The 19,998-nt window shown below is 71.6% G+C and carries 18 protein-coding genes; 10 read left to right on the top strand and 8 right to left on the bottom strand.

All coding sequences use genetic code 11. From position 1 onward, the window contains the following. Nucleotides 1-40: 40 nt before the first annotated feature. Entirely contained in the window at nt 41-409 is a 369-nt protein-coding gene (locus BLV96_RS09945) for an STAS domain-containing protein (protein ID WP_086674822.1), read from the top strand. Between the two features lie 36 nt (nt 410-445). Further along, nucleotides 446-877 carry an ATP-binding protein gene (locus BLV96_RS09940; RefSeq protein WP_086674823.1) on the top strand — a complete coding sequence of 144 codons (432 nt, stop codon included), beginning with the start codon at nt 446-448 and terminating at the stop codon, nt 875-877. Nucleotides 878-896: 19 nt separating this feature from the next. Here BLV96_RS09940 and phoU read toward each other — a convergent pair whose 3' ends face one another. Then, nucleotides 897-1,538 (bottom strand): phosphate signaling complex protein PhoU, encoded by a 642-nt coding sequence (gene phoU, locus BLV96_RS09935; RefSeq protein WP_091389009.1) that lies wholly within the window; start codon nt 1,536-1,538, stop codon nt 897-899. 123 nt (nt 1,539-1,661) lie between these two features. Between phoU and BLV96_RS09930 the strand changes: the two genes are divergently transcribed. Next, entirely contained in the window at nt 1,662-2,651 is a 990-nt protein-coding gene (locus BLV96_RS09930) for a zinc-binding dehydrogenase (RefSeq protein WP_091389006.1), read from the top strand. Nucleotides 2,652-2,730: 79 nt separating this feature from the next. Next, on the top strand, nt 2,731-3,735 hold the full coding sequence (locus BLV96_RS09925) for an RNA polymerase subunit sigma-70 (RefSeq protein ID WP_086675758.1): 1,005 nt from the start codon (nt 2,731-2,733) through the stop codon (nt 3,733-3,735). Between the two features lie 36 nt (nt 3,736-3,771). Here BLV96_RS09925 and BLV96_RS09920 read toward each other — a convergent pair whose 3' ends face one another. Next, a complete protein-coding gene (locus BLV96_RS09920; RefSeq protein ID WP_086675757.1) occupies nt 3,772-4,626 on the bottom strand; it encodes an alpha/beta hydrolase in 855 nt (284 codons plus the stop codon). A gap of 66 nt (nt 4,627-4,692) precedes the next feature. Between BLV96_RS09920 and BLV96_RS49745 the strand changes: the two genes are divergently transcribed. From BLV96_RS49745 to BLV96_RS09905, 3 genes are all read left to right on the top strand, one after another. Then, entirely contained in the window at nt 4,693-5,286 is a 594-nt protein-coding gene (locus tag BLV96_RS49745; RefSeq protein ID WP_208608186.1) for a TetR/AcrR family transcriptional regulator, read from the top strand. 75 nt (nt 5,287-5,361) lie between these two features. Next, nucleotides 5,362-6,408, top strand: coding sequence for a sigma-70 family RNA polymerase sigma factor (locus tag BLV96_RS09910; RefSeq protein ID WP_086675756.1), 1,047 nt, complete (start codon nt 5,362-5,364; stop codon nt 6,406-6,408). A 25-nt stretch (nt 6,409-6,433) separates the two neighbouring features. After that, entirely contained in the window at nt 6,434-7,225 is a 792-nt protein-coding gene (locus tag BLV96_RS09905) for an SDR family NAD(P)-dependent oxidoreductase (protein WP_086675755.1), read from the top strand. 61 nt (nt 7,226-7,286) lie between these two features. Here BLV96_RS09905 and BLV96_RS09900 read toward each other — a convergent pair whose 3' ends face one another. Further along, entirely contained in the window at nt 7,287-8,165 is an 879-nt protein-coding gene (locus BLV96_RS09900) for a cyclase family protein (protein WP_086675754.1), read from the bottom strand. Further along, entirely contained in the window at nt 8,162-9,709 is a 1,548-nt protein-coding gene (locus BLV96_RS09895; RefSeq protein ID WP_086675753.1) for an FAD-dependent oxidoreductase, read from the bottom strand. The genes BLV96_RS09900 and BLV96_RS09895 overlap by 4 nt, the downstream gene beginning before the upstream one ends. A 72-nt stretch (nt 9,710-9,781) precedes the next feature. On the opposite strand from BLV96_RS09895, the gene BLV96_RS09890 reads away from it, so the two are divergent. After that, nucleotides 9,782-10,222, top strand: a complete 441-nt coding sequence (locus tag BLV96_RS09890; protein ID WP_086675752.1) for a MarR family winged helix-turn-helix transcriptional regulator — start codon at nt 9,782-9,784, stop codon at nt 10,220-10,222. Nucleotides 10,223-10,225: 3 nt separating this feature from the next. Here the strand turns inward: BLV96_RS09890 and BLV96_RS09885 are convergent, their stop codons facing one another. Both BLV96_RS09885 and BLV96_RS09880 read right to left on the bottom strand, forming a co-directional pair. Beyond that, entirely contained in the window at nt 10,226-11,017 is a 792-nt protein-coding gene (locus tag BLV96_RS09885; RefSeq protein ID WP_086675763.1) for a hypothetical protein, read from the bottom strand. A 146-nt stretch (nt 11,018-11,163) separates the two neighbouring features. Further along, entirely contained in the window at nt 11,164-13,221 is a 2,058-nt protein-coding gene (locus BLV96_RS09880) for a PQQ-dependent sugar dehydrogenase (RefSeq protein WP_086675751.1), read from the bottom strand. A 119-nt stretch (nt 13,222-13,340) separates the two neighbouring features. Between BLV96_RS09880 and BLV96_RS09875 the strand changes: the two genes are divergently transcribed. Then, nucleotides 13,341-16,118: a glycoside hydrolase family 2 TIM barrel-domain containing protein gene (locus tag BLV96_RS09875; protein ID WP_167379571.1), complete on the top strand. Its 2,778-nt coding sequence runs from the start codon at nt 13,341-13,343 to the stop codon at nt 16,116-16,118. 2 nt (nt 16,119-16,120) lie between these two features. On the opposite strand, the gene BLV96_RS09870 is transcribed toward BLV96_RS09875, so the two are convergent. Then, nucleotides 16,121-16,864, bottom strand: a complete 744-nt coding sequence (locus BLV96_RS09870) for an SDR family oxidoreductase (RefSeq protein ID WP_158104127.1) — start codon at nt 16,862-16,864, stop codon at nt 16,121-16,123. A gap of 127 nt (nt 16,865-16,991) precedes the next feature. Between BLV96_RS09870 and BLV96_RS09865 the strand changes: the two genes are divergently transcribed. Next, complete coding sequence (locus BLV96_RS09865; RefSeq protein WP_086675749.1) at nt 16,992-18,422, top strand: amino acid adenylation domain-containing protein; 1,431 nt, start codon at nt 16,992-16,994, stop codon at nt 18,420-18,422. A 6-nt stretch (nt 18,423-18,428) separates the two neighbouring features. On the opposite strand, the gene BLV96_RS09860 is transcribed toward BLV96_RS09865, so the two are convergent. Next, complete coding sequence (locus BLV96_RS09860) at nt 18,429-19,937, bottom strand: nucleobase:cation symporter-2 family protein (RefSeq protein WP_086675748.1); 1,509 nt, start codon at nt 19,935-19,937, stop codon at nt 18,429-18,431. Nucleotides 19,938-19,998: the final 61 nt, after the last annotated feature.

Raw genomic sequence — 19,998 nt, 5'->3', positions numbered from 1 at the left:
CGGCGAGCGTCCGGGTGACCGGTGAGAGGACGAGCTGCCCATGGACGACGCGACCCGAGCCGGTTCGCCGCTTCTGCGCATCTCGCACCGGTGCGTGGGAACGACCCACGTGATCGAGGTCGCCGGCGAGGTCGACGCGGCCACGGCACCCGAACTGGGGCGGGCGGCCGGACCCGAGTTCGTGGATCCGGCGGTCGCGGGGCTCGTCGTCGACCTGACCGGAGTCGGGTTCATCGATTCCGCCGGGTTGACCATGCTCGCCCGCCTGCACAGCCGGACGCGGGAACGCGGCGCCGCCTTCACGGTCGTGGCCGCCACGCACGCGGTCAAGCGCGCCCTGCGCATCACCGGGCTGGACGAGCTCTTCACCGTCGCGTCCGAACTCGACGGGGACCTGCGCCCCGAATGAGCCGATGACTCCAGCAACCGACCGATCGGAGGCGCGTTGAATCCCGGCAACGGCGGCTCACCGCTGTCCTTCGACCTGCACGGCACGGACTCCACGCACCTCGCCGCCATCCGCGGGTGGGCCGCCGGGATCCTCGGCGACCTCGGTGCCCCGCACCGCGAAGACGTGTTGCTCGTGCTGACCGAGATCGCGCAGAACGCCTACCAGCACGGCGGCGGCGCGCGCACGTTGCTGCTGACGCGCCTGGCGGCGCCGTGCGAGGTGCGGATCGACGTGGAGGACAACTCCGTCGTCCCACCCCGGATGCGAACGCCCGAACCGACCACGTTCGGCGGCCGCGGCCTGTTCCTCGTGGACACCCTTTCCGCCGCTTGGGGTTCGCGGGACGACCTGCCCGCCAACAGCAAGACGGTGTGGGCGCGGGTCCGGTGCGACCTCGAGCACCAGGAGCCGTGCCGCCGGCCCTGAGCCCGGCCGGTGGTGATCCCTACTGCGGGAGGTCGCCGGTGTTGGCGAACTCGAGGCGTTTGGCGACCGAAACGGCTTGGTCGGCGAAGCGTTCGTAGAAGCGGGTGGTCAACGCGGCGGTGACGGCGGCTCGCTGGTCGTGTTCCCAGTTCCGGCCGGTGATGTCGGCGAGGAGGTCGGCGTGCAGGGTGTCGACGGCCTCGTCGGCTTGGCGGAGTTCGTGGAAGCCGTCGGTTCCGGTCCGGATCTGGGTGGCGACCCGTTCGGCGATTTCGGCGTCCAGCCGGCCCATCCGCTCGAACGTTGGCGCGATTCCGGCCGGGACGGCGGGGGCGGGGTGGGCGAAGCGGGCAGTGTCGGCGATGTGCGCGGCCAGGTCCCCCATGCGTTCGATCTTCTCGGCGCAGTAGACGACGGCGAGGACCCGGCGCAGGTCACCGGCCACGGGCGCCTGCAAGGCCAGCAGGGCGTAGGCGTCTTCTTCACACTGAGCCCGCTGCGCGTCGAGGTCGTCGTCGGCGGCGATGACCTGCTGGGCGAGCACGAGATCGGCGTCGATCAGGGCACTGGTGGCATCCCGGACGGCGACGGCGGCCGCGTCGCACATGTCGGCGAGCCGGGTGGTGAGGCGGTGCAGATCGTCCTGGAAACCTTCGCGCATAGCCGGTCATCTTAACGGGGACGCGCTTTTGCTCCCGCGGCCGATTCCCTTTCGAAGCCACCGAAGTCTTCCTGTCGACCGGATGGCTCTGCGGAGCGGCTGTCCGAGAAGGAGACGGTAGCCGTGAGCGTTCCCACCACCATGCGCGCCCTGCAGCAGACCTCCCTGGGCGGGCCACAAGACCTGCGGTTGATCACCGACGCGCCGGTGCCGGTCCCCGGCCGGGGCGAGGTGCTGGTCCGGGTCGCCGCCGCGGGGGTCAACTTCGCCGACCTCTCCCGGGCCTGGGGCACGTTCCGGGACGGTCCGCGGCCACCGTACGTGGCCGGGTTCGAAGCGGCGGGCGAGGTCGTGGCGGTGGGGGAGGCGGTGACCGGCCCGCGACCGGGGACGCGCGTCGTCGGCGTGGGGGACGGGGCTTTCGCCGAGTACGTGGTCCTGCCCGCCGCGGCGGCGCTGCCGGTGCCGGCCGGCTGGAGCGCGGAGCAGGCGCTGGGCCTCGTCGTGAACTGGCCGGCCGCGCTCGCCGCGCTCAAGCCGCTCGGCCGGGTCACGGCCGGCGACACCGTGGTGGTCCACGCCGCCGCGGGCGCTACCGGCCAGGCCGCCGTGACCCTGGCCAAGCACTACGGCGCGACCGTCGTCGGGACCGCCTCGGCGGGCAAGCACGAGACCGTGCGCGCGCGGGGAGCCGACCACGTCCTGGACTCCCGTGCGGACGACCTCGCCGCCGAACTCCGGCGCCTGACCGGCGGCGCCGACCTGGTGCTGGAGTCGGCGGGTGGCGGCACCTTCGCCGCGAGCCTGGCCGCGGCCAAGCCGGTCACCGGCCGGGTCGTCGTCTACGGCCTGGCGGGCGGCGAAGCCGCGCTCACCAACTGGGAGCTGGTCTACCGGTACCCGGTGCAGGTCATCGGCCTCAACCTCGGCACGCTGATCCGGGCCGCGCCGGGGATCTTCGGCGAGGTCGCGGGCGAGCTGGCCGCTCTCGTCGCCGCCGGGGTGGTCCGCCCCGCCGACCCCGTCATCCACGACCTGGCCGAGGGCCCGGAGGTCCTCGCGGACCTGGCCGGCCGGGCGACCGTCGGCAAGCTGGCGTTGCGGCCCCGCTGACCTGCGGTTCGATTCCTTTCCCGCGGGCAGCCGGTCGTACCGGGCGACAATGTCGACCGGCCGGGACGAGGAGCGACACATGGTGAACGGGCAGGCTGCGGAGGCGACCGCACGGGAGACGGCGGACCGCGACCGGTTCGCCGCCGAGACCGGCGGATTCCGCCGTGAGCTGCTGGCGCACTGCTACCGCATGGCCGGCTCGGCGCACGACGCCGAAGACCTGGTGCAGGAGACCTACCTCCGGGCGTGGCGGGCCTACGCCGGCTTCGAGGGCCGTTCGTCGATCCGTTCGTGGCTGTATGCGATCGCCACCAACGTCTGCCTGACCGCGTTGCAGCCGCGCCGGAACCGGGTGCTGCCCTCGGGGCTGACCGGTCCCCACGACGAACCGGATCGGCCGCCGGCCCAGGTCGCGCCGGGTGAGGTGTCCTGGCTGGAACCGTTGCCGGACCGCTGGGTGGCCGATCCGGCGGCGGTCGTGGTGGCGCGTGAGTCCCTCCGGCTGGCGCTCGTCGTCAGCTTGCAGCACCTGCCGGCGCGGCAGCGCGCGATCCTGATCCTGCGGGAGGTGCTGGCGTTCACCGCACCCGAAACGGCACGGATCCTCGGCACCACCACGGCGGCGGTGAAGAGCGGCCTGCAGCGCGCGCGGGCCCGGCTGGACGACCTCGAGGCACCGCCCGAGGACCTGCTCGAACCGGCCGACCAGCGGGCGCGGGCGTTGCTCGAGGGCTACATCGCCGCGTTCGAACGCTCCGACGCCGGTCTGCTGGAACGGGTGCTGCGCACGGACGCCACGTTGGAGGCGACGCCGTTCCGGCAGTGGTATTCCGGCCGGGTGAACTGCCTCCACGTGCTGGCGGCCTTCGTGCTGGGCGCACCGGGCGACTGGCGGATGACCGCGACGACCGCCAACGACCAGCCGGCGGCCGCCGTGTACCACCGGGACACCGGCGGCACCTACCGCGCGCACGGCATCGTGGTGCTGACCGCGACGGCCACCGGTGTCTCCCGCGTGGTCGAGTTCCACGACCCGGCGCTGGTCTCGACGTTCGGCTTCCCGGAGGTGTTGGCGGCTCGGTGATCCGGCTGACCACGACCGTCTCCGGCGCCCGGGTGCTCACCGGGCGCGGCAGGTCCTGAGGTAGCTGAGGAACGAGGACTGCAGGCCGGTCACGTGCGTTTCGCGCAGGACCGCGCTGGTGACGGCTCCGCCGCGGGCGGTCAGGCGGTGCAGGACCGTGGCCGCGTTCTTCGTGAGGTTCTGGTACACGGCCAGGTCTCCGAGGAGCTCTTGATCGTTGATGGTCAGGTGGAGCTTGGCGGCCGGCAGGTCGTCGCCGATTTCCTCGAGCCGCTTGAAGACCTGGCTGTCTTCGCCGACGACACCGGGGCTGCCCGCTCCGATGCTCTCGAAGAGCGTGGTGCCGCTGAGCCAGGTGTAGAGGCTGAAGAGCCCGCCGTAGGAGTAGCCGAAGAGGCCGTGACCGCTCGCGGCGGTGCCGTAGTCCCGTTCGATCCGCGGGTGCAGTTCCGTGGTGAGGAAGCTCAGGAACGCGTCGGCGTGGGTTTCCTTCAGTTCGGCGAGGTAGGCGTCGGCTTCCTCGCGGGTCATCGCGCCCGTTCGGATTCCCGTCTCCACCGCGTCGACGAACTCCGGGGCGATGGGCTCGCCGGGCGGCACCAGGTCCCGGTTGCGCAGCCGCGCCCAGTGCTGCGCGTCCTCGCCCGCGTAGCCGACGCTGACCTGGATGTACGGCCGGATCTGCTGCATCGGGTCTTTCTGGGTGACGATCAGCGGAGCCGTCATGCCCACGGCCCAGTTGCCGTCGAGCACGTACACGGCAGGCGCCTGCGTCGTGGCGGGGTCGTAGCCCGGTGGCGTGGTGACCCAGACGCCGTAGTCGTGTCCGCCGGCGGAGCGCAGCTCGAAGTAGTCGGTGTCGGCGAGGCAGCCCTGCCACATGGTGCTCATCGGAGGTCCTTCACGATTCGGCCGGCCGGGGTCGCCAGACTCTTTTCCAATGGATAAACTGTGGGCGTGATCCTGTCAAGCGCGGAACGCACCGGCGACGCACGCGAACGTCTCCTGGCCCACCTCCTCGACGCCTTCGGCGATGGCCTTCCTTCGCCGGAGGTGTCGCTGCGTGAGATCGCCGCCCGGGCCGAGACCAGCCACGCCCTCTTGCGCTACCACTTCGGGTCGCTCCCGGGCGTCTTGGCGGCCATGCTCAAGGCACAGCGAGCTCGTGACAACGCGGCACTGCTCAAGGCCGCCCGGCAGGGCACGTTCGACGACCTCGTCGTGGCGATCTGGCGGGCCTACACGAGCCCGGGGCAGCTGTCGCGGGTCCGCGGCTTCTTCCACGTCGTAGGACTGGCCGCGTACCGGCCGGAGGACTTCCGCGAGTTCATCGACTCGCTAGGCGACCTGACCGAGGTGCTGGCCTCGCTCGCGGAACGCGAAGGGCTCGGTACCGCGGAAGCGAAAACCTTGGCCACCGTCACCATCGCCGCGCTACGCGGCTTGCTCTTGCAGGAGGTTCTTGCTCCGACAGCCGACTCGGCGGACGCGGTCGCCTTGATCCTGCGCATGAGCCGTTCCACGGACACGCCCGGGGCGCTGAGCGGATAGCCGCCGTACCGACCAGTTTCCGGCCCCCGCCGTGTCCATCCCTTCGACCGGGACCACGGAAGACAAGGAGCCGCCATGCGAAGGAGCGGAGACAGCGAAGCCCCGGCCGGGAGCTCGCTGACGGCGCGGGCGCGCGACGGCGACGGCGAGGCGTTCCGGCAGCTCGTCGAGCCGCACCGGCGCGAACTGCAAGTGCACTGCTACCGCATCCTCGGCTCGGTCCAGGACGCCGAGGACGTCCTGCAGGAGACGCTGCTCGCGGCGTGGCGCGGCATCGGTGGCTACGAAGAGCGCGCGTCGGTCCGGACGTGGCTCTACCGGATCGCGACCAACCGCTGTCTCAACGTCCTGCGAGCCGGTGCGCGCCGGGCACCCGGCCGAGTGGCCTACCGGCCGGAGGTCTCGTTGCCCGAGCCGACGCACCGCCGAGCGGAACCCAGCTGGCTCGAGCCCTACCCCGACGCGCTGCTCGAGGAGATCGCCACCCGGGTGCCGGGGCCCGAGGCGCGGTACGAGCTGCGGGAGTCGGTGTCGCTGGCTTTCCTGACCGCCCTGCAGGAGCTGCCGCCGCGGCAACGGGTGGTCTTGGTGCTGCGAGACGTGCTGGGCTTCCGCGCGGCCGAAGCCGCGAAGATCCTCGAAACCAGCGAAAACGCGGTGAACGGCACCTTGAAACGAGCTCGCGCCACCCTCGCGCGTGCATTGCCCGGTGCCGGCCGGGAAAGCGCGCCGCTGCCGAAGTCGCCGGCCGAACGCCGGGTCGTGGCCGAGTTCGGCCGCGCGTTCGAAGCCGGCGACGTGGACGCCATCGTGGCGCTGCTGACCGAGGACGCGTCGCTGACCATGCCCCCGCTGCCGCTGGAGTACCACGGCCCGGCGGCGGTCCGGACGCTCCTGAGCACCGCCGCGATGAGTGGCGGCCGACAGCACGTGCTGATCCCGACCCGGGCCAACGGCCAGCCCGCGTTCGGTTGCTACATCCGGGATCCGCGGACGCCGATCCTGCACGCGCACGGCGTGCTGGTGCTGACCCTCGCCGGCCCGCGGATCACCGGTATCACCCGCTTCGTCGACAACGCGCTGCTGACGGTCTTCGGGCTTCCGCGGTCCCTCCGCGACTGATCTCCCCATGTTAGGAGCTGGAAAAATGCTGCTCGAAAACAAGAACGCCGTCGTCCACGGGGCCGGCGGAGCCGTCGGTGCCGCGGTCGCGCGGGCCTTCGCCGCGGAGGGCGCGCGCGTGTTCCTCGCCGGGCGCACCGGCTCGGCGCTGGAGGCGGTGGCCGGAAAGATCCGGGCCGCGGGCGGCGTCGCCGAGGTTGCCACGCTCGACGCGCTGGACGAAGACGCCGTCGAAGCCCACGCCGACGCGGTCAGCCGGACCGCCGGGTCGCTGGACGTCTCCTTCACCGCGGTCAGCCTGCCGCAGACCGGGATCCAGGGCTCCCGGCTCGTCGACCTGCCGCCCGCGGGGTTCGACCTGCCCATCGCCACCTATACGCGGGCGAACTTCCTCACCACCCGGGCCGCCGCGCGGCGCATGACAGCGCAGGGCTCGGGCGTGATCCTGACGATCACGGCCAGCCCGTCGCGCACGGCCGTGCCGCTGATGGGCGGCATGGCCCCGGCCTGGGCGGCGGTGGAAGCGCTTTCCCGCGGTCTCGCCGCCGAGGCCGGTCCGCACGGCGTCCGGGTGGTGTGCCTGAACGCGGCGGGCATGGCGGACACCCCGCAGATCGCGGAGGTGTACGGCCTGCACGCCGACGCCCGCGGCATCAGCCGGGACGCGTTCCAGGCCCGGATGGCGGATCTCACGCTGCGCAAGCAGTTGCCGACCGTCGCGGAGATCGCCGACGTGGCCACGTTCGTCGCGTCGGACCGGGCGCGGGGGATGACCGGGGCGATCGCCAACCTCACCGGCGGCCTGATCGCCGACTGAGCCGCCTTCGACGTCGGTGAAAAACTCAACGCTGCGCGCCGACGGGCTGACACCGCCGACGTCAGAAGATCGCCTGGGGGTTCACCGGCACGCCGGTGGCCCCGCGCAGCCGGGGCGGTGCGATGGAAAGCAGGAACGCGTACCGGCCGAGCTCCGCGCAGACCTCCGCCAGTTCCTCGACTTCGGCGCCGTCGATGAGCGGCATGCCGAGGCGGGCCAGCCCGATCATGTGCAGTGGCAGCGGGACCTGCGGGTCGACCGATGGGTGCGCGTCACCGATGTCGCCGGCGTAGACGGAGATGTCGCGTTGCCGCATCCAGGCGACGGCGTCGACGGTCATGCCGGGCATGGGGTTCGCCGGGTCGCGGGAGAAGTTCCAGCCGCCGCGCACCACCAAGGCGTCTCCGGGCTCGAGGCGGTGCCCGCTGCGTTGTTCCGCGGCGTCGAGGTCGGCGCCGGTGACCGGGTACGCCGGCGGCAGCCGGTCCCCGGGAGCGAGATCGAGCAGGACGCCCCGGGTGAGCACGCCGTCGGCGAAGGCGGTCGTCGACCCGTGCCGCACGCCGGTCGGGGTGACGGCTTCGGCCAGGGGGCGCCCGGGGTAGACGTGCCCGTCGACCGGGATGTGCACGAGCGCGTCCAGGTGGGTCAGCCCGGGGTTGTGCGGGGTGACGACCAGGACCTCGGCCAGGCCCATCGGCGGGGTACCGGTGTAGAGCATGGCCTGCTGCACCGGCGGGGACGGCGGGCCGGGTGGGGCGAACGGCCCGCCCATCATCGACGCCGGTTCGATGGGCTTGGCCAGCGACACGCACCGCCCGGTACGGGCCTCCGCCAGAGCCCGCGCGCAGGTCTCGTCGGTGATCAGGTTCAGGGTGCCGCGCTCGTCGTCGGGACCCCACCGGCCCCAGTTGCCGAGGCGGTCGACGGTGTCGGTCACGATGTCTCCTGTTCTGTCCGCGTGGGCAGCCCGGTCAGGGCGGCGCGCAGACTGGTGCTTCCGGTGCCTCGCGCGCTGAGGTAGCCGTCGGGACGGACGAGGATCCACTGCCCCTCGGTCAGGGCCAGCGTGTCCTGGACCCGCCCGTCGGGGTCCCACACGCCCTGGTCCGGCCGGCACCGGCTGATCGTGATCGTCTCCACCCACGCCGGCAGCGCCCGGCCGGCCGGGTGGGTGCCGCCGGCGAGGACGAGCAGGTGCCAGGCCGGGGTCCTGAGCAACGCGCGCAGTGCGGTCCACCCGGGTGATTGCGCATCGGCCGCGGAGATCTCGGTGAGTCGCCGGCCGGGCCGGGGACCCTCCTCCGGCTCCTGGCCGGGCACCGTGAGCGGGCTGTCGGGGTAGGCGATGCCCAACCCCGACATGCTCCGGATGAGCTGGCGCATGAAGCCGTGATCGGAGTCCCGGGTGTCCGCGGCGCCGGTGTCGACCATGGCCGTGTTCATGACCTCGCCGGTGGAGGCGAGCAGCGCCTGGCCGATGGGAACGCGCTCGGCGTCGTAGGTGTCGAGCAGCACGGGATCGGCGTGACCGCGGACGACCATGGCCAGCTTCCACGCCAGGTTGTACGCGTCCTGGATGCCGGTGTTGAGGCCTTGCCCGGACGCGGGGGAGTGGACGTGGGCGGCGTCGCCGGAGACGAAGCACCGCCCGAAGTGCATGGCGGGTACCGCGCGCTGCTGGATGGTGAACTTCGACGCCCAGCTCGAGTGCTCCACGACGGTGTCGCGCCCCAGGGCCTGGGACAGCTTGGTGCCGAACTGCCGGGCGATCCGCTCGGGGTGGTCGGGCTCTCCTTCGCCGGTGGTGTCCAGCAGCCGCCACTTGCGGGAGTCCGGGAACGGGAACATCATCAGCGCGCCGCCGGCCGGGAACAGCCAGTGCACACCGTCGCGGTCCAGGTCGGTGTGCACGATCGCGTCGGCGATCAGCCAGGTGTGGGCGGCTTCCCCGGCCAGGGGCAGCTCCAGGGCTTTGCGGACGGTCGAGTGCCCGCCGTCGCAGCCCCACAGGTAGCGGGCGCGCACCGTCTCCTGCCCGTCGCCGCGGCGCACCGTCGCCGTGACGACGTCTTCGTCTTGCTCGAACGATTCCAGCGCGGTGTTCCACTCCACCTCGACCCCGGCCGAGCCGGCGTGCCCGCGCAGCACGCGCTCGGTGATCACCTGATCGACGTTGAACATGTACGGGAACCGGGTCGTCAGGTCGCCGAAGTCGAAGTCGACCCGGCTCGCGCGGCCGGCCTGGTGACGGACGAACGCGTTGACCCTCGTGCCGTGCGGGGCGATGTCGCCGAGGATCCCGAGCTGGTCGTAGATCTCCAGGCTGCGGGCGTGGGTGCCGAGCGCGCGGCTGGTCGTGGCCGGACCGGGCGCGGCGTCCACCACGCGCACCGGGACACCCCACCGGGCCAGCTGCAGCGCCGCCGTGAGTCCGACCGGGCCCGCTCCCGCGACGAGGACGTCCACGTCATAGCCTGTCATGCCCTTGTCCCCCACCTGTGTCACCTACCCTGACACTGGGAGCGTATCCCACGAGCAGAAGGAGCGCGAGCAATGAGCCGGGAAAGTCGCGACGAGGTGGACCTGCCCCTGCTCGCCCTCCTCCAGCGCGGTGTCCGGTGGTTCTCCGAGGAGCTGGTGGAGCGCCTGGCCGCCGCGGGCGTCGCCCCCATCACCCCGGCGCACGCGGCCGTGCTCGCGCACCTGGACCCGGGCGCCCCGGTGAACGTCGCCGAGCTCGCCCGCCGGGCCGGGGTCACCCGCCAGACCATGCACCGCGCGGTCACCCAGCTCGTCGACGAAGGCCTGCTGACCAGTGCGCCGGGGCCGGGGTTCCCGCGCAGCACCCTCATCGGGCTCACGCCCGCGGGGTGCCGGCGTCGTGACGTCGCGTCGGGAATCCTCCGTGACCTGGAACAGGAACTCGAGAGCCGGCTGGGCCCCGGGAAGCTCACCGGGTTGCGCGACAGCCTCACGCGAGCGTGGCCGCGGTGAGAACTACCGCCGGAACCAGCGCCGTCGCTTCGGTGGGTTTTCCGCGGGATCGGTGGGCTGTAGTCCCAGTCTTCCGGTCAGGAAGAAGGTCCCGCTCACGACGTTGCCGCGTGCGGGTGGCTGCTCGAGGTCGGTGGCGGCGATCGCGACCTCGAGTTCGATCGCGGCGATGGTGCGGACCCGGATCCGGTGGAATGCCGTACCGGTCACGGTGTTCACGGGAGTCTCGACGTCGATGACCTCGCCGGCGAACAGCGCGTGGGCTGAAGGAGTCCAGTCCGGCGAGGGTTCTGCGAGCGCGAAGGTGCCGGAGGGGATGAAGTGGTCGGCGCCGAACTTCGGCTTGTCGTCGTCTTGAGAGGCGAAGTACGCCTCGGCGTCGGCGTGCACGGTGACGTCTTCGGCCAGCGCCGCCAGTACCAGGGATCCGCTTTCGAGCCGCCCGCCGTGGTGGGCGAGGACCGCTCGGTCTTCCAGTTCCACGGCGACGGGGCAGATCAGCTGCCGGTCGACGTCGTCGAGGAGGTCGAGCATCGCGGTTTCGTCGTCGACGAGACGGACGTCGCGCACCGGTATCGCGGGAGTCGTGCCGGCCAGGCTCGGCAGGAGGAACTCGATCTCGCCGTTGCGGACCTGCGCGACCAGCCGGGCGCCGGAGGGATCGGTCCAGATGTGCTCGCTCGTCTTCGCCGAGATCTGCCGCGCGGTGCCCGCGCTGATCAAGGAGACCACTCGCTCCCCGAACTCGTGCTGGCTGGTGACGCCGATCCCGATTGCCTCGAAGTGGCTGGCCACGATCACTCCCCCTGTTTCACCGTCCACTGGAGACTAGTGCCAGACGGGACCAAGGTCATCCCGGTTTACGGCGGTGGCTCGGCCCGCCCGACGGGACGACAGCGGGGCGCCACCGATCAGCGGCGACCGAAGCGGCGATCGCCTCGTCAACCACCCAGCGCGACGTGGAAGATCCTTTCGTTGCTGTTGTCGGGGATGCTGTCCTTGTCGCCGTTGTTGGTCGTGGTCAGCCACAGGCCGCCGTCGGGGGCGGGTTCCACCGTGCGCAGGCGTCCGTACGTGCCGTTGAAGTACGCCTGGACGTCGGTCAGGTCGCTGCCGCTGATCACCTCCCGGTACATCCGCGTTCCGCGTTCGCAGGCGACGTAGAGCACGTCGCGGACGATGGCGATGCCGGAACAGGAGCCGTCGGCTGTCGAGTACGTCCGCTTCGGGGCGATGAAACCCGCGGTGCCGCACGTCCCGGACGTGCCTTCGCACGCCGGCCAGCCGTAGTTGCCGCCCTTGGTGATCAGGTTGGTCTCGTCCATCACGGCGTTGCCGAACTCCTGCTCCCACAACCGGCCCTGGGAGTCGAACGCCAGCCCCTGCGGGTTGCGGTGGCCGTAGCTCCACACCGCGTTGCCGAACGGGTTGTCCGACGGCACGCTGCCGTCCGGGTTCAGGCGCAGGATCTTGCCGTTGAGACTGGCCTTGTTCTGCGCGTTGTCACCGTTCTGGGCGTCGCCGGTGCTCGCGTACAGCTTGCCGTCGGGGCCGAAGCGCAGCCGGCCGCCGTTGTGGAACTTGTTGCGCAGCAAGCCGGTGAGCAGGACCTGCTCGGTGCCGAGCTGCTCGTTCTCCAGCTTGATCCGCACGATCCGGTTGTCGGTCGGCGAGGTGTGCATGACGTACAGCCAGTGGTCACTGGAGAACCCGGCCGAGATGGCAAGGCCCAGCAGTCCGCCTTCGCCGTCGGTGTTGTCCACCCCGGGAACCGTGCCCACCGACGTCTTCGTGCCGGTGGCCGGGTTCAGGTGGACGATGTCGTGGGCGTCGCGCCGGCTGTAGAGGATCGTGCCGTCCGGCAGGGTCACCAGGCCCCACGGGATGTCGGTGTCGGTGGCGATCTGCGTCACCGCGCACACGGAGTCGCCGCAGGCCGCGCCGGTGGTCACGGTCGTGGCGGCGCTGGGCGGCGACACGTTCGCCTGCGCGTCCCGCGCGACGACGTAGTACGAGTAGGTGGTGTTCGGGGCCAGCCCGCTGTCGACGAAGGTGGTCGCGGGCGGCGCGGTGGCCGTCCCGGTGACCGCGCCGACCTTGGCGCCACCGCGGTAGACGTCGTAGGCGCGGACGCCGATGTTGTCCGTGGCCGCGGCCCAGTTCAGGGTCACCGTGGTGCCGGACGCGCGGCCGGTCAGGTTCGCCGGCGCGCTCGGCGCCTGCGTGTCCGGCTGGCACTGCGGCGGCGTGACCGGCACCGTCGCACTGGCCTGCGAGACGTTGCCCGCCGCGTCCCGCGCGTTTACGTACAACCCCCAGGTCACGCCCCCGACCACGGTCAGGCTGGTCGACAGCGTGTTCACCGACTTCATCAGCTGACCGTCGTGGTAGACGTCGTAGAACGCGACGCCCACGTTGTCGATGGCGGCGTCCCACGAGAACGTCACGGCGTCGCAGACCAGGTCGGTCACCCGGGGGTTGCCCGGCACGCTCGGCGGCTGGGTGTCGCCGAGGGCGGTCCGCCACTTCTGGTTGGCGCCGCCGTTGCACGTGTACAAGCCGACCAGGGTGCTGTTCGCGGTGCCCGCCCCGGTGACGTCTAGGCAGAGTCCCGACTGCACGCCGGTGATGGTGCCGTCGGCGTTGATCCGCCACTTCTGGTTGGCGCCGCCGTTGCACGGGTAGATCTGCGCGTCGGCCGGGGAAGACGTGCTCGCGCCGGCGACGTCGAGGCACATCGCGCCGTCGTACACCCGCAGCTCGCCGGCCGCCGTGAACGTCCACGCCTGGTTGGCCTGCCCGACGCAGTCGTAGATGTTGACGCGCGTCTTCGCCGCGGTGCTGTTGCCGACGACGTCCAGGCACCGCCCGGAAGCCACGCCGACCACGGTCGAACCGGTGGCGGCGGTCGCCGCCGCGGGCGTGACGAGCGCGGCGGCGGCGAGCACCGCGGTCAGGACGGCGAGGCGCAGTCGCCGGCGGACGTTGGAGGAGGGCATGCTCCTATTTCGTCGCCTGGCGACCGGTACGTCAAGACTTGTCCGGTTGCTTGTCCGCCCCGTGAGCGGCTCCCGTTGTACGGTGTGTCATATATCAGATCGGATCTTGGGGAGGCCCGGTGGAACTCACCCGACGGCACGCGCTCGCGATCGGTGCGGCCGGGTTCGCCGCCGCGGGACTGCCGGCGGCCGCTTCGGCGGCCGGAGCTCCGCCGGTGACCGAGACGATGCTGCTCACCGGCGCCGACGCCGACCACACCGTCGACTGGGACTTCCGGGTCACGGCCGGCCGCCGCGCGGGGGAGTGGGCCACGATCCCGACGCCGTCCAACTGGGAGTGCCACGGGTTCGGCAGCTACCACTACGGCGGGGATCTCGTCCCGGCGGAGAAGGGCGACTACCGGCATTCGTTCACGCCACCGGCGTCCTGGGCCGGCCGCCGGATCTTCCTGGTGTTCGAGGCCGCCATGACCGACGCCGACGTGCGGGTCAACGGCGTCTCGGCCGGACCGGTGCACCAGGGCGGCTTCTACCGCTTCCGCCACGACGTGACGGCGTTGCTGCGCCTCGGCGAGCCGAACCTGCTCGAAGTGACCGTCAGCAAGGAATCGGCCGACAACTCCGTGAACGACGCCGAGCGCCGCGGCGACTTCTGGAACTTCGGCGGGATCTTCCGGCCGGTGTCGCTGGTGGCGTACCCGGCCGCCCGGATCGACCGCGTCGCGATCGACGCCCGCGCCGACGGGACTTTCGCCGCTCAGGTCACGCTCGCGGGCGTGACCGCGGCGGCCCGGCTGACCGCGCAGCTGCGCCGCCTCGACGGCACGGCCGTCGGCGGGACCTTTTCGGTCGCCGTGGCGAGCGGCGCGACCGGCGCGACGCTGACGACCACCGCGGCTCAGCCTCCTTTGTGGACGGCCGAGACGCCGAACCTCCACCAGGTCGAGCTGGCGCTCGCGAGTTCCGGTGGCGTTTCGTGGCACAGCACTGTCGAGCGTTTCGGTTTCCGCACGGTCGAAGTCCGGACCGGTGACGGCGTCTACGTCAACGGGAAGCGGATCGTCCTCAAAGGAGCGAACCGGCACACGTTCTGGCCGACGCTCGGCCGGGCGTCGAGCCCGCGGCTCGCCCGGCTGGACATCGGGCTGATGAAGGACATGAACATGAACGCCGTCCGGATGTCGCACTACCCGCCGGACGCGTACTTCCTCGACCTCTGCGACGAGCTCGGGCTCTACGTCCTGGACGAGCTGACCGGCTGGCAGCGCCGGTACGACGAAGGTGTCGGCGCCCCGCTGGTCAAGGCCCTGGTGGAGCGCGATGTCAACCACCCGTCGATCCTGTTCTGGGACAACGGGAACGAGGGCGGCTGGAACACCGCGCTGGACGACGACTTCGGGCAGTACGACCCGCAGCGGCGGGCGGTGCTGCACCCGTGGACGACGTTCAGCGGCGTCGACACGAGTCACTACCAGACCTACAGCAGCACCGCGAGCAAGGTCGCGGGCACCACGATCTTCATGCCCACCGAGTTCCTGCACGGGCTCTACGACGGCGGCGCCGGGGCCGGGCTGAACGACTACTGGAAGCTGATGGGCGGTTCGCAGCGGTCGGCGGGCGGGTTCATCTGGGCGCTGGTCGACGAAAGCGTCGCGCGCGACGGGGTCCTCGACACCCACGGCAGCCGGGCGCCGGACGGGATCCTCGGGCCGTACCGGGAGAAGGAAGGCAGCTTCTTCACGATCAAGGACATCTGGTCGCCGGTCCAGCCGGCCAACCCCGCTTACTACGACTCGGTTTTCCCGGCGTCGTTCGACAAGACCGTGAAACTCCTCAACCGGTACGACTTCACGAACCTGCGGACGTGCCGGTTCAGCTGGCAGCTGCTGGCGTTCCCGTTACCCGGTGGGAAGACCGAGGTGCTGTCCCAGGGCCAGGCCGGCGCACCGGACATCGCCCCGGGAGCCACCGGCGCGGTCACGCTCGGCCTGCCCGCCGACTGGACAGCGGCCGACGCGTTGCGGCTGAGCGTGACCGACCCGGCCGGCCGGGAGATCGCCGGGTGGACGTGGCGCATCCGCAAGGCCCCGGACTTCGCCGCGCGCCTGGTGAAGCCGGCGACCACGGGCAGCGTCACCGCGACCGAGACGGCCACCGAGGTGGTGCTCGTCGCCGGCGCCACGCGGGTCACGATCGCCAAAGCCGACGGCCGGCTGACCGGCGTGCGCCGGGGCAGTACGCCGGTGTCGCTGGCCAACGGCCCGGCGCCGGCCGGCGGCGCGGCGACGCTCACCGCGTTCAGCCACTTCCGCGACGGCACCGGCTGGGTGGTGCAGTGCGACTACAGCGGCGACCTGACGTCCGTGCGCTGGCGCCTGGACGCGAACGGCTGGCTGCGGCTGGAGTACCGCTACCACGCGACCGGCGACCACGACCACCTCGGCGTGAACTTCGACTACCCGGAGGGACGCGTCCGGGGTCTGACGTGGCTGGGGGACGGGCCGTACCGCGTGTACAAGAACCGGCTGCGCGGGGTGACGCCCGACGTCTGGACCAAGCCGTACAACGACACGGCGACCGGGGCGAGCGGGTTCGCGTACCCGGAGTTCAAGGGCTACCACGCGCGAACCTGCTGGGCGGTGCTGGAAACAACCGAGGGCGCGGTCACGGTGGTGGCGGCGGAGGAGGGTTTGTTCTTGAGGTTGTTCACCCCGGCGGTGGGACCGGACCCGCAGAACGCGGTGGTCACCTACCCGGGCGGCAACATCTCGCTGCTGGACGGCATCGCGCCGATCGGCAACAAGTTCCACGGAGTCGCGTCGCTGGGCCCGGAGAGCCGCCCGAACACCGCGACGGGGGACTACCACCGCACGGTGTATTTCCGTTTCGACGGGTGAGCTCAGCTGTCGGCGACGAGCGCGGCGGCCTCGGGGCTGTGGAGCCACTCCGCATAACTCGGCCCGAGGATGGTCGCGCCCGGCCCCGGCAGGAGGCCGTCTTCGGCGATGCCCGTCACCGTGTGCCGGTCGGCGCGCAACTCCAGCCGCAGGTCGAAGTGGTCGACGAACGCCCGGGCCAGGTCGAGCACTTCGGCCGGCTCCGGGCCCGCGATATCCGGTGTACGGCCCTGCGCGGGACCCTCGGCGACCTCGACGAGCGCCGCGGCAACCGTTGTCGCGGCCACCGTCTGCACGCGCAGGTCGAACACCGTCGCGTGGTCGTCCTCGCGGGTCCGGCCCACCAGCTGACCCGGGAACTCGTGGAAATGCGTCGCCCGCACGATTGTGGCCGGGACTTGCCCCGCGCTCGCCGCGCGCTCGTGGTCCACCTTGGCGCGGAAATAGCCGAAGCCCGTGTCGTCGATGCCCACGACCGACAGCGTCACGATGTGCCGCACCCCCCGCTCGGCGCCGACGCGCTGCAGGGTGGTCGCGGCACTGGTGAAGAACCGCCGGGCCGATTCTTCGTCCAGGGACGTGGAATTGCTGACGTCGACCACGACGTCGACACCCTCCAGCGCGGCTCTCAACCCGGTTTCGTCCGCGAGGCCGGCCAGCGGCACCACCGTGTGGCCGCGGGCACGAGCCGCCTCGGTGACGTGCGGGCCGGCCAGCTCGTCCGCTCCCGCCACGGCGATGCGCACATTCTCCCCCTGATCCCAGGCTGCCCGACCGACGTTAGACAGCGACACCGGACGGCGCAACCGCCGCCGGCGCTGCGGGAGCGCGGCCGGTCGTGCACCATGGGAACGAGACCGTCTGGGGGGACACATGGAACGCCTGCTCGACCTCTTCGCGGCCCGGGTCGCCGAGACCCCTAATGCCACCGCTCTCGTCTACGCGGGCGAGCGCCTGTCCTTCGCGCAGCTCGATCGCGAGGCCAACCGGGTCGCCCAGTACGTCGCCGGGCGGGGCCTGGGGCCCGAAGACCTGGTGGGTTTGCGGATGGACCGCGGGTTCGAGATGGCGGTCGGCGCGCTCGGCGTCCTCAAGTCGGGTGCGGCCTGCCTGCCGCTCGATCCCGTGTACCCCTCCGACCTCGTGGCGTGGATGGGCGAAGACGCCGGCGTCTCGCTCGTGCTCACCAACACGACGGAGATCACCGGCGACGTGCAGCTCGGCGACGCCGTGGCCGGACAACCCGGCCACGCCCCGGACGTCGAGCTCCGGCCCGAAAACCTCGCCTACGTCATGTACACCTCGGGCTCGTCGGGGAAACCCAAGCCGGTGAGCGTCGAGCACCGCCACCTCGCGCACGTCTTCGCGGCGTGGGACGAGCTGTTCCGGCTGCGCGCGGAACCGCTGACCTTCGTCACCGTCATCGGGATCGGGGTCGACCTCTTCTTCGCCGACCTGCTGCGCTCGGTGTTCGCGGGCGGGACGATGATCATCGCGACCCGTGAGGCCGTGGCCCGGCCGTCCGAACTGCTCGCCGAGTTCCGCCGTCACGGCGGCGACGCGACCGAACTCGTCCCCGCCCAGGCGAAAGCCCTCGGCCGCGCGGGGGAGCTGCCCGTCATGCGGCTGATGTCGGTCGGCTCGGAGGGGTGGCCCGCGGCCGACTTCCGCGAGCTCGCCGGGCGGCTGCGGCCGGGCTCGGTGGTGCTCAACGCCTACGGCCTCACCGAAACCACCGTGGACTCCCTCCTGCTGCGCCCGGACGTCGACGTGCTCGGGGACACCGCGATCGTGCCGCTCGGCTCGCCGATACCCCGCGTCCACGCCTACGTTCTCGACGACCGGCTCCGACCCGTCGAGCCGGGTGGGATCGGCGAGCTCTACATCGGCGGCGCGGGCGTGACCCGCGGGTACCGCGACCGGCCCGCGCTGACCGCGTCGCTGTTCGTCGCCGACCCGTTCGTCGCGGGGGCGCGGATGTACCGCACCGGCGACGTCGTGCGGACCCGCGCCGACGGCAACCTCGACTATCTCGGCCGCAGCAGCGACCAGATGGTGGAACTGGGCACGATCGAGGACGCGCTGCTGCGGGAGCCGGGAGTCGTCCGCGCCGCCGCCGCGCTGCGCGACGATCGGGTCATCGGCTACGTCGTGGGCCCCGCCGACACGGGCCACCTGCGGTCCGCGCTCGCCGGGCGGTTGCCCGCGCACCTGGTTCCGCATCGGGTGCTCGTCCTCGACCGGATGCCGTTGCTGCCCAACGGGAAGCTGAACCGCCGCGCGCTGCCCGCACCCGAGGGGTGACGCCGCTCAGTGCGTCTCCGGCTCCGAGCCGATCCGGTAGGACACCGGCTGCCCGTCCGCGTCGCGCACCGGAACCGGTCGGCCCTCGGCGTCCACGATCTTGCCGTCGACGACCTGGTCACCGTTCTCCAGCCGGGAAAGCACCTTCAGGTCGGAGTAGTCGATCACCCGGGTCGCCGTCGCGAACACCGACGGCTCACTGCCCGCCTTGCCCGGTTTCAGGTGGTTGAACACCAGGTTCAGCACGACGGCCAGGAGCGCGGCGGCGCTGATCCCCGAGTGGAAGATCGTGCCGACCCACGCGGGGAACTCGTCGTAGAAGCCCGGCACCGCGATCGGGACCATGCCCAGGCCGACGGAAGCCGCGACGATCACCAGGTTGAGGTTGCCGTTGTAGTCCACTTTGGACAGCGTCTTGATGCCGGACGCCGCGACCGTGCCGAACAGCACGAGACCGGCGCCGCCGAGGACCGGGTACGGGATGGCCGCGACCACCCGGCCCAGCACCGGGAGCATGCCGAGGACCACCAGGACCCCGCCGCCGGCGGTCACCACGAACCGGCTCCGGACCCCGGTGATCGCGACGAGGCCGACGTTCTGGGCGAAGGCGCTCTGGATGAAGCCGTTGAAGATCGGCGCGATCGCCGAGGACGCCATGTCGGCCCGCAGGCCGTCGCCGATCCGGCGCTTGCCGACCCGCGTGTCGACGATCTCGCCCACCGCGAGGATGTCGGCCGTGGTCTCGGTGAGGGTCACCAGGATGACGATGAACATCGACACGATCGCGGCGACGTCGAACGTCGGCGCGCCGAAGCCGAACGGGGTCGGCACCGCGAAGATCGGACCGTTCCCCACCTGCGAGAAGTCGGCCTTGCCGAGCACCGCGGCCAGCACGGTGCCCACCACGATCGACAGCAGGATCGAGAGCCGGGAAATCGCCGGCACGGCGACCTTGCTCAGCAGCAGCACGATCGCCAGCGTCAGCGCGGCCAGCCCGATGTTCGAGACCGAGCCGAAGCCGGCGGCCTTCGCGTCGTTGCCCATCGCCCACTTGGCCGCGACCGGCATCAGGCTGAGCCCGATCACCGTGATCACCGTCCCGGTGACGACCGGCGGGAAGTACTTCACGAGCCGGGAGAACAGCGGCGTGATGAGCAGGCCGAGCACCGCCGACGCGATCACCGAGCCGAACACGGCCGGGAGCCCGCCGTCGGCCACGATCGCGGTCATCGTCGCCACGCCGGCGAAGGAGGTGCCCTGCACCAGCGGCAGCTTGGAGCCGAAGAAGGGCACGCCGTAGGACTGCAGGATGGTCGCCAGCCCGCCGATGAACAGGCACGACGCCACGAGCAGGCCGATTTCCGCAGGTGAGACGCCCGCGGCGCCCCCGATGATCAGCGGCGGCGCGATGATCCCGCCGTACATCGTCAAGACGTGCTGGACGCCGTAGGCGAGGCTCTTGCCGATCCCGAGCCGTTCGTCCTCGGGCCTGCTCGCCGCGTCACCCTTCGCCATCGAACCTCCCGCAGTTTCGTTCTGCGGAGGTTAACTTCCACATAGCAGAACAAGCAACAGT

Source organism: Amycolatopsis pretoriensis, assembly GCF_900107925.1.
In the GTDB taxonomy this organism is placed as follows: Bacteria; Actinomycetota; Actinomycetes; order Mycobacteriales; family Pseudonocardiaceae; genus Amycolatopsis; species Amycolatopsis pretoriensis.
The sequence above is the reverse complement of the archived record's forward strand: the minus strand, read 5'-3'. Positions and strand labels throughout refer to the sequence as shown.